At 30.1% G+C, this 8,887-nt stretch carries 11 protein-coding genes; 8 read left to right on the top strand and 3 right to left on the bottom strand.

Going from position 1 to position 8,887, the window contains the following annotated elements; genetic code table 11:
- Entirely contained in the window at nucleotides 1-588 is a 588-nt protein-coding gene (gene msrA, locus ABY298_RS03455; protein WP_372744606.1) for a peptide-methionine (S)-S-oxide reductase MsrA, read from the top strand.
- Between the two features lie 44 nt (nucleotides 589-632).
- Complete coding sequence (locus ABY298_RS03450) at nucleotides 633-923, top strand: hypothetical protein (protein ID WP_372744605.1); 291 nt, start codon at nucleotides 633-635, stop codon at nucleotides 921-923.
- Here ABY298_RS03450 and ABY298_RS03445 read toward each other — a convergent pair.
- Together ABY298_RS03445 and ABY298_RS03440 are read right to left on the bottom strand one after the other, a co-directional pair.
- The gene (locus ABY298_RS03445; RefSeq protein ID WP_372744604.1) at nucleotides 907-1,218 is read right to left on the bottom strand and encodes a DUF6787 family protein; all 312 of its coding nucleotides are present in this window, start codon (nucleotides 1,216-1,218) and stop codon (nucleotides 907-909) included. The genes ABY298_RS03450 and ABY298_RS03445 overlap by 17 nt on opposite strands.
- 108 nt (nucleotides 1,219-1,326) lie before the next feature.
- Nucleotides 1,327-1,947, bottom strand: coding sequence for a DUF937 domain-containing protein (locus tag ABY298_RS03440; protein ID WP_372744603.1), 621 nt, complete (start codon nucleotides 1,945-1,947; stop codon nucleotides 1,327-1,329).
- Nucleotides 1,948-2,099: 152 nt separating this feature from the next.
- Between ABY298_RS03440 and ABY298_RS03435 the strand changes: the two genes are divergently transcribed.
- The gene (locus ABY298_RS03435; RefSeq protein WP_372744602.1) at nucleotides 2,100-2,585 is read left to right on the top strand and encodes a hypothetical protein; all 486 of its coding nucleotides are present in this window, start codon (nucleotides 2,100-2,102) and stop codon (nucleotides 2,583-2,585) included.
- 111 nt (nucleotides 2,586-2,696) lie between these two features.
- Nucleotides 2,697-4,013 (top strand): dicarboxylate/amino acid:cation symporter, encoded by a 1,317-nt coding sequence (locus tag ABY298_RS03430; protein ID WP_372744601.1) that lies wholly within the window; start codon nucleotides 2,697-2,699, stop codon nucleotides 4,011-4,013.
- Here the strand turns inward: ABY298_RS03430 and ABY298_RS03425 are convergent.
- Complete coding sequence (locus tag ABY298_RS03425) at nucleotides 4,010-4,438, bottom strand: thiol-disulfide oxidoreductase DCC family protein (RefSeq protein WP_372744600.1); 429 nt, start codon at nucleotides 4,436-4,438, stop codon at nucleotides 4,010-4,012. The two genes, ABY298_RS03430 and ABY298_RS03425, sit on opposite strands and share 4 nt — an antisense overlap.
- A gap of 72 nt (nucleotides 4,439-4,510) precedes the next feature.
- Here ABY298_RS03425 and ABY298_RS03420 point away from each other — a divergent pair, with 72 nt between their 5' ends.
- The 4 genes from ABY298_RS03420 (at nucleotide 4,511) to ABY298_RS03405 (ending at nucleotide 8,886) form a co-directional block, all read left to right on the top strand.
- Nucleotides 4,511-5,203: an ABC transporter ATP-binding protein gene (locus ABY298_RS03420; protein ID WP_372744599.1), complete on the top strand. Its 693-nt coding sequence runs from the start codon at nucleotides 4,511-4,513 to the stop codon at nucleotides 5,201-5,203.
- Between the two features lie 3 nt (nucleotides 5,204-5,206).
- On the top strand, nucleotides 5,207-6,439 hold the full coding sequence (locus tag ABY298_RS03415) for an ABC transporter permease (protein WP_372744598.1): 1,233 nt from the start codon (nucleotides 5,207-5,209) through the stop codon (nucleotides 6,437-6,439).
- 4 nt (nucleotides 6,440-6,443) lie between these two features.
- On the top strand, nucleotides 6,444-7,688 hold the full coding sequence (locus tag ABY298_RS03410) for an ABC transporter permease (protein ID WP_372744609.1): 1,245 nt from the start codon (nucleotides 6,444-6,446) through the stop codon (nucleotides 7,686-7,688).
- Nucleotides 7,689-7,773: 85 nt separating this feature from the next.
- Nucleotides 7,774-8,886: an efflux RND transporter periplasmic adaptor subunit gene (locus tag ABY298_RS03405; RefSeq protein WP_372744597.1), complete on the top strand. Its 1,113-nt coding sequence runs from the start codon at nucleotides 7,774-7,776 to the stop codon at nucleotides 8,884-8,886.
- Nucleotide 8,887: the final 1 nt, after the last annotated feature.

Raw genomic sequence — 8,887 nt, 5'->3', positions numbered from 1 at the left:
TTGTCGGAATCTATAGCGCAATCTACCATTACTAAAAAAAACAAAATGAATAAAAAAATAGAAATTGCAACGGTTGGAAATGGTTGTTTTTGGTGTACAGAAGCCATTTTTCAACGATTAAAAGGAGTAGAGTCTGTTACTTCAGGATTTTCTGGAGGTACTATTAAAAATCCTGCATATAGAGAAGTGGTAACAGGAAGAACTGGCCACGCTGAAGCTATTGAAATTAAATTTGATTCAAACGTAATAACATTTCAGGAAATATTAGAAGTGTTTTTTAGCACACACGATCCTACAACTTTAAATAAACAAGGTTATGATGTAGGTTCGCAATATAGATCTGCTATTTTTTATCATTCTGAAGCTCAAAAGTTAACGGCAGAAAAATTTATTAAAGAACTTACTGAAGCAAAAGTATTTAATGCTAAAATAGTTACGGAGGTTACAAAGTTTACAGCTTTTTATAAGGCAGAAGATTATCATCAAAATTATTACAATAACAATAAAACGCAAGGGTATTGTGTTGCTGTTATTAATCCTAAATTAGAAAAATTTATTAAAGAATTTAAGTCTAAATTAAAAGATTAAATTCTTGGCATCTTAATTGTTATAAATAATGTAAACAGTTATTTATGCAAAAAAAATACAAATTATTACTATTTAGTATCTTGTTTGATGCTATAGGAATGTTATCTTTTATGGTGCCGTTTATTGGTGAAACTTTTGATGTTTTATGGGCACCAGTTTCAGCTTTTTTAATTTATAAAATGTATAAAGGAGCGGAAGGGAAAATTGGAAGTATTATTTCTTTTGTTGAGGAAGCTGGTATTTTTGGTACAGATTTATTACCCACATTTACACTTACATGGATTTATAAATTTATTTTAAAGAAAGATAAAGAAGAGGTTAAACATCTTTCATAAAACGTTTAAAACCCATTCGAAGTAACATCTTTTTTGTAAAAAAATTCCAGAAAAACTTAAATTGCCCAAAGAAAAATCCAACCATTGGTAAAGTAATCTGATAAATTATAAAAATTAAAAGAATACGTACTGGCCAAAATAACCAAGGGTTTGTTGTTTCATAATCTAAACCAATAAGTTCTGTTAATGGTTTGGCTATATATGCTGCAAAAGAACCATTTATAGAAAAAACTAATAGTATTAAAACTATTTGAAAGTTAGATTTTAATCCCCAGCGTTTTTTTAATTTTTCCATTTGAATAATTTTCATGCGCAAAAATACATTTATATTTTAAATAGAAAACTTATATAAAAAAGGGGGAAGATAAAATCTTCCCCCTTTTTAAAGTATTTATTTCAATTATTATTTTCCAAATAAACCACCTAATAAGCCTCCAATTCCACCTTTTTTCTTTCCTCCAGAAGCCATTCCAATTAAATCATCTACAACACTTCCATCTCCATCAGCATCTAATATTTTTGTAATTAAACTTTGCTCTTGCTGAGCGCCTCCTCCTAAAAGTCCACCTAATAAATCTCCAATACCATTTCCATCATTTACATTTTGCGAACGTTTTTCTTTTCCTAAATATGCCATTACAATAGGTGCTGCCATTTGTAAAAGACTCATTGCAGAATTAGCATCCATACCACTTTTTTTACTAACAGCATTGGCAACATTTTGTTGTTTTCCGCCAAAAACATGTCCTAAAATTCCTGCACCGTCAGATAATATATCACTGTTTCCAAGCATTCCACCTAAATTATCTAACAAACTACCATCGTGTTTACCAGATAAAGCACTTAACAAACCTTCAGCTCCTTGTGGAGTAGATGCGTTATTTTTCATTGCGCCTAAAATTAAAGGAAGTGCTGTTGATAAAGCGGATGCTGTTTTAACTTTGTCTTGTCCTAATTGCGAACTTGCATTGTTTACCAACGTTTTTCCTAAGTCGCTATTTAATAAATCTAATAATCCTGCCATTTTTTTATTTTTTATGTTAATGTAATTAATATTTTTGTTAATGTGACACAGCAATTTGAAATAAGTCACCGCAAAATAATTAAAATAACTTTACGTTAATTGATTATGGCATTAATTTTGTTTAATCAAATCAAATTTTAAATTTTAATTTTATGAAAAAAATATTTTTATTCTTAGCTGCAACTGTTTTTTTTGGTAGTGTAATAAGTGCTCAACAAATAGCCGATAATGCTATTGGGTTACGTTTTGGGGATAATGCAGGTTTTGGAGGTGAAATTTCCTATCAAAAACAACTTTCAAGCGTTAATAGGTTAGAGGTGGATCTTGGTTTTAGAAGTAGATCAAACGAAGACGATGCTTTTAAATTAACAGGAATTTACCAATGGGTTTGGCAAATTGACGGAGGCTTTAATTGGTACGCTGGTTTTGGAGCAGGTATTGGATCTTGGAGTAATAATGATAACACGTCTTCAAAAGATGATGGTGTATTTTTAAATGCTGATGGAAATATAGGTATAGAATATGATTTTGATATTCCATTATTAATATCGTTAGATTTTAGACCAGAAATTGGATTGCTAGGAAATTATAGTGATACAGATTTAGATTTAGCTTTATCATTAAGATATCAATTTTAATATTTAGTTGAATATTTTGTATAAAAAAAGCACATATGTGCTTTTTTTTTGCTTTAAAAAGACTTATTCTGTTCATATTTTTTATCTTTCCATAAAATTTAAAATTATTAAATGAAAAAAATAGCATTGCACTGGCAAATATTAATTGGAATGACTTTAGGAGTGTTAATTGGGTTGTTAATGACGCAATTTGATCAAGGTAAAGAAATTGTACAAGATTGGGTAAAACCGTTTGGTACTATTTTTATAAACGCATTAAAATTAATAGCAGTGCCGCTAATTTTGGCATCATTAATAAAAGGAGTGTCAGATTTAAAAGATATTTCTAAACTATCTAAAATGGGAAGCAGAACCATTGGTTTGTATCTTGTTACAACAGTTGTTGCTGTTACAATTGGGTTGGTTTTGGTAAATGTAGTAAAGCCAGGAAACTCAATTTCAGAAGAAACACGTCAAGAGTTAGTTGATAATTATAGTGGTGATGCTGCAAAATACTCAGAAGAAGCATTTAAGCAAAAAGAAAGTGCGCCATTACAAGCATTAGTAGATATTGTTCCAGATAATATTTTTGGGGCGGCATCTGAAAATAAAAATATGCTACAAATTATTTTTTTCGCCATCTTTTTTGGTATTGGATTAATATTAATACCTGAAAAAAAATCGAAACCTGTAAAAAACTTTTTTGATGGATTTAATGAGGTAATTTTAAAAATGATTGATTTAATAATGTTAGCAGCTCCGTACGGAGTTTTTGCATTGTTAGCAGCTTTAGTAGTTGAATCGCCGAGTATAGATTTATTTAAAGCCTTAATTTGGTATGCATTTACAGTAGTTTTAGGATTAATTTTAATGATAGGATTTTATAATTTAATGGTTTGGATGATTGCAAAAAAAGATCCATCTACATTTTTTAAAGGAATTTCACCAGCCCAATTGTTAGCATTTTCTACAAGTAGTAGTGCTGCAACATTACCAGTTACAATGGAAAGAGTTACTGAGCATCTTGGAGTTGATGAGGAAGTAAGTAGTTTTGTATTACCTATTGGAGCAACCATTAATATGGATGGTACAAGTTTATATCAAGCCGTTGCAGCTGTATTTATTGCACAAGCTTTTGGAATGGATTTATCGTTAGGTGTTCAGTTGGGTATTATTGTAACAGCTACGTTGGCAAGTATTGGTTCTGCGGCTGTTCCTGGTGCAGGAATGGTTATGTTAGTAATTGTTTTGGGGCAAGCAGGAATACCAGAAGCTGGATTGGCACTTATTTTTGCTATAGACAGACCTTTAGATATGTGTAGAACAACTGTAAATGTTACGGGAGATGCATCAGTTTCAATGATGGTAGCAAAATGGTTAGGGAAATTACATAAGCCTAAAGTAAAAGAATGGGATGATAATTATCCTAAAAAAGTGAAGGTTCTTTAAAAATCCAAAAACCTATTTTTTATATTGTCTGAAGGTAACATACAGCTACTTTTTTTACCATACCATTTATATCTGTTGGCGGCTATATAATCGTATGCATAGTTTCTAATAAATTTAGGTATTAACATAAAAATGTACAATAAGAAAAATCCATGATTTAATTTCCTTGCAATTTTTAATGCTGCCGTAGATTTTAGATATATTTTTTCATTTTCAAGTAAAATAATAGACTCTAAATTTATTTTTTTTAAATTATACTGTAACAAAATTTCTTTTGCAACGTCTGATTGAAGAGAGGCAAATAAAAAATGTTTTTTTTTATCATGTTTAATAATAAAATTAACGGCAGCGTTGCATAAATTGCAAACACCATCAAAAAAAACGATTGATTTTCCTTCAAAATTGTTCATAGAGTAAAAATACATAATTTTGTTTTTAACATAAAATTAGTAGCAACTCTCAACATCAATTTTTAAATTAGTAAAAACAATAACCAAATGATTAAGATTGAAAAACTTCATAAATCATATCCAATAGGAAAAGATTCACTTCATGTTTTAAAAGGATTAGATTTACATATAAAAGAAGGTGAATTTGTAGCCATTATGGGTTCATCGGGTTCAGGAAAATCAACTTTATTAAATATAGTTGGTTTATTAGATGGTCATGATTCTGGTAACTATTATTTAAATGGTCAATTAATTGAAAATTTAGATGAAAAAAAAGCTGCCATCCTTAGAAATAAATTTTTAGGATTTGTTTTCCAATCATTCAACTTAATTAATTATAAAAATGCTCTAGAAAACGTGGCGCTTCCATTATATTATGCAGGAATGGGAAGAAAAGAGCGCAATGAAATTGCCATGCAATATTTAGAAAAAGTAGGATTGGCAGATTGGGCAACCCATTTACCAAGCGAACTTTCTGGTGGCCAAAAACAACGTGTAGCCATTGCTAGGGCCTTGGTTACTAAACCTAAAGTTGTATTGGCAGATGAGCCAACAGGAGCATTAGATTCTTCAACATCACATTCTGTAATGGAGTTGTTGAAAGAAATTAATAGAGAAGGGATGACTGTTTTTGTAATTACACATGAAGAAGATATTGCTGAGGAAACAGATAGAATTGTACGCTTAAAAGATGGTGTAATTATAAGTGATGAAAAAACGTTAAAGAAATCAAAAGTATAAGCTATGTTTGATTTAGATCGTTGGCAAGAAATTTTCCAAACCATTAATAAAAACAAACTCAGAACCATTCTTTCTGGTTTTACAATTGCGTTTGCTATTTTGTTATTTACCTTGTTATTTGGTATTGGTAATGGATTGAAACATACTTTTGAAAAACAATTTGCAGGAGATTCTCAAAATTCGGTATATATAAATTCTGGAAGTACTACAAAACCATATAAAGGTTTACAAAGTGGTAGACAAATTCAATTTAGAAATGAAGATGCTAAATTTATAAATGAAAAGTTTTCAAAAGAAATTCAATTTTTTAGTCCTAATATTCAGCGTTATAATGTACAGGCCATTTACAAAGGAGAACAAAATAGGTACACCGTTAGAGGAGTTTATCCAGATTACCAACCTTTAGAGTCTGCAGAAATTATTGAAGGTCGTTTTTTAAGTTATATAGATATTAAAAGGCGTGCAAAAGTTATTGCTATAGGAAGACTTGTTGAAGAAGATTTATTTGGAGCAAAAGGAGCTTTGGGTAAAAACATTAATTTAGATGGTATTTCATATAAAGTAGTTGGTGTTTTTAGCGACCCAGGAGGAGATAATGATGAACGATATATTTATGCACCATTTACTACAATTCAAGGAATGTACAAACCAAATGATGAGGTAGATTATTTTGGTTTAACATTTAACTCTAAGTTAAGTGTAGATGAAGCATTAGCATTTAGTAATTTACTTACTGTAGTTTTAAAAGAAAAACATAATGTTGATCCGCGTGATCAATCGGCAATTAGAGTAAGAAATTATGCCGAAGGAACTAAAAATGTACAACAATTTATGACCGTTTTAAATGTAATTATTTTGTTTATAGGAATAGGAACATTGGTTGCAGGTATTATTGGAATTAGTAATATAATGGTGTACATAGTAAAAGAACGTACCAAAGAAATAGGTATTAGAAAAGCCTTGGGAGCAACACCAAAATCCATTATAGGTATGATTTTAATGGAATCTATATTTATTACCGCTTTAGCTGGTTATACGGGTTTAATGGTGGGTGTTTTTGCATTAAGAGCATTAGGTGATAGCTTAGAAAAATATTTTATTTTAAACCCAAGTGTTGAAACCTATGTGGTTGTTGGAGCAACTATTGTACTTATAATAGCAGGAACAATTGCAGGTTATATTCCAGCAAAAAGAGCAGCAAGTATAAAACCAATTGTAGCATTAAACGACGAATAATATGATTAAATTTTTATTTGATACAGACACCTGGCAAGAAATTTACAGCAGTATTCGTAAAAATAAAATGCGTACTGGAATAACCATTATTGGGGTTATGTGGGGTATATTTTTACTAGTAGTTTTATTGGGTGCAGCCAAAGGAGTTGAAAATAATTTTAATAGATTATTTGGAGACTTTGCAACAAATAGTGTTTTTGTTTGGGCACAAGAAACTAGTAAACCATTTAAAGGTTTTCAGGAAGGAAAAGGATTAACACTAAAAATGTCTGATTTAGAGAGTATTAAAGGTGAAATAAAAGGGTTAGAGTTTGTTGTGCCTCGTCATCAAACACAAGCCTTAGCCGTGAATAAATTTAAAACCGGAAATTTTGGTGTTTTTGGAGATTATCCAGAGTTTGATAAAGTACAAAAAAGAAACATGGTGTATGGACGCTTTATTAATAATAATGATATTAAAGAAAAAAAGAAAGTTTGTGTAATAGAAGAAGAAATTTACAAACAACTTTTTGATAAAGATGAGTTTCCAATTGGACAATACATCAAAATAAATGACATTAATTACAATGTTGTTGGTATGTATAAAGAAAGTCAGATTGGTAGCGGAGGACCACAAGGAAATATTCATATACCATTTACTACTTTTCAACAAGTTTACAATAGAGGCGATAGTGTTGGTTGGATGATGATTACTGGACAGCCAGGTTTTGATATTACACAAATTGAAGCTGATGTTAAGTTGCTTTTAAGAAATTTACATAAAGTACATCCAGAAGATAATAGAGCCTTTGGAAGCTTTAATTTAGGAAAAGAAATTAAAAAAGTAACAGGGTTTTTAACAGGTATGCAATTTTTAACTTGGTTTGTGGGTATTGCAACACTAATAGCTGGTGTTTTTGCAATTGGAAATATTTTATTAATAACAGTTAAAGAACGAACCAAAGAAATTGGAATTAGACGTGCATTAGGTGCTAAACCTTGGGAAATTAAGCGTCAAATTATTATGGAATCTGTATTTTTAACAAGTGTAGCAGGTGCTTTAGGAATTATTTTTGGAGGCTTGGTTTTAATGATAATAGACGCAACTCTAGGTAAAGGAGAAGAACCAGCATTAACAAATCCAACAGTTGATATTCCTGTAATTTTAATTGCAGCAGCAACGCTGGTTATTTTAGGAACATTAATTGGGTTAATACCAGCACAAACTGCAGTAAGTATAAGGCCAATAGAAGCATTAAGAGAAGAATAATTAAGAATTAATAATGAAAAATGAATAGTAGTATTCAATATTTCAATTTTAAATAAACAAATAGAAACACGAAAATCATCAACTAATGAAAAAAACTATAATTTTTGGATCAATAGCAGTAGCATTAATAGCTATTTTACTTTGGTTTGGAGCTAAAAATAGCAAATCTCCAATTCAATATGAAACTGAAACACCATTTAAAACAAACATTGTTAAAAAAACAGTGGCAACTGGAAAAGTAATACCATTAGAAGAAGCCGAAATTAAACCTAAAGTTTCTGGAATTATCGAAGAAATATTTGTAGAAGAAGGAGCGGTTGTAAAAGTGGGTGATTTAATAGCAACTATTAGAGTTGTACCTAATGTTGCATCATTAAATAGCGCTCAAGGTTCAGTAAAAACATCACAATTACGCTATAATAACACAAAAACATTATACGATAGAAATAAAACGCTATTTGAAAAAGGTGTTATATCGCGTCAAGAATTTGAAACTACAGAATTAAACTTTAATAGTGCAAAGCAAGATTTAAATAATGCTCAAAATAATTTAGACATTATTAAAAAAGGTTCTGCTGCAGGAATGGGGAAAACAGCAAATACCTATGTAAAAGCAGAAATTTCTGGTACAATTTTAGAAATACCGGTACGTAAAGGAACACAAGTTATTGAAAGTAATACGTTTAATGCAGGTACCACCATTGCAACTATTGCTGATATGACAAAAATGATTTTTGAGGGAAAAGTTGATGAAGCTGAAGTAGGAAAAATTAAAAATGGAACCGTTTTAGAAGTTTCATTAGGTGCTATTGAAAAGAAAAAATATCCTGCAAAATTAAATTTTATAGCTCCCAAAGGAACCGAGGAAAATGGTGCAGTTCAATTTAAAATTAAAGGAGATGTTACTTTAGATGATGAGTTTTTTGTAAGAGCTGGTTATAGTGCAAATGCAGATATAGTTTTAGAAAAGAAAGATAGTGTATTATCTATTAAAGAGGCATTATTACAATTTGATAAAAAAACAGAATCTCCATTTGTTGAAGTAAAAACGGGAGATCAAGAATTTGAACGAAGAGATGTGGAATTAGGTATTTCTGATGGAATTAATGTAGAAATTATTAAAGGTGTGACTATTAAAGATGAAATAAAAATTTGGAATAAAACTTCTAAGGAGGAAGATGAAAAGGAAGATAATTAAC

The sequence above is a fragment of the Lutibacter sp. genome (genome assembly GCF_041596795.1).
GTDB lineage: Bacteria > Bacteroidota > Bacteroidia > Flavobacteriales > Flavobacteriaceae > Lutibacter.
Note: the sequence above shows the minus strand (reverse complement) of the source record. Positions and strands in the feature narration are given on the sequence as shown.

Bases quoted from the DNA above. Each gene is read 5' to 3' on its own strand.
- ABY298_RS03450 (WP_372744605.1), top strand. From the start codon at position 633: ATGCAAAAAAAATACAAATTATTACTATTTAGTATCTTGTTTGATGCT.
- ABY298_RS03445 (WP_372744604.1), bottom strand. From the start codon at position 1,218: ATGGAAAAATTAAAAAAACGCTGGGGATTAAAATCTAACTTTCAAATA.
- ABY298_RS03440 (WP_372744603.1), bottom strand. From the start codon at position 1,947: ATGGCAGGATTATTAGATTTATTAAATAGCGACTTAGGAAAAACGTTG.
- ABY298_RS03435 (WP_372744602.1), top strand. From the start codon at position 2,100: ATGAAAAAAATATTTTTATTCTTAGCTGCAACTGTTTTTTTTGGTAGT.
- ABY298_RS03430 (WP_372744601.1), top strand. From the start codon at position 2,697: ATGAAAAAAATAGCATTGCACTGGCAAATATTAATTGGAATGACTTTA.
- ABY298_RS03425 (WP_372744600.1), bottom strand. From the start codon at position 4,438: ATGTATTTTTACTCTATGAACAATTTTGAAGGAAAATCAATCGTTTTT.
- ABY298_RS03420 (WP_372744599.1), top strand. From the start codon at position 4,511: ATGATTAAGATTGAAAAACTTCATAAATCATATCCAATAGGAAAAGAT.
- ABY298_RS03415 (WP_372744598.1), top strand. From the start codon at position 5,207: ATGTTTGATTTAGATCGTTGGCAAGAAATTTTCCAAACCATTAATAAA.
- ABY298_RS03405 (WP_372744597.1), top strand. From the start codon at position 7,774: ATGAAAAAAACTATAATTTTTGGATCAATAGCAGTAGCATTAATAGCT.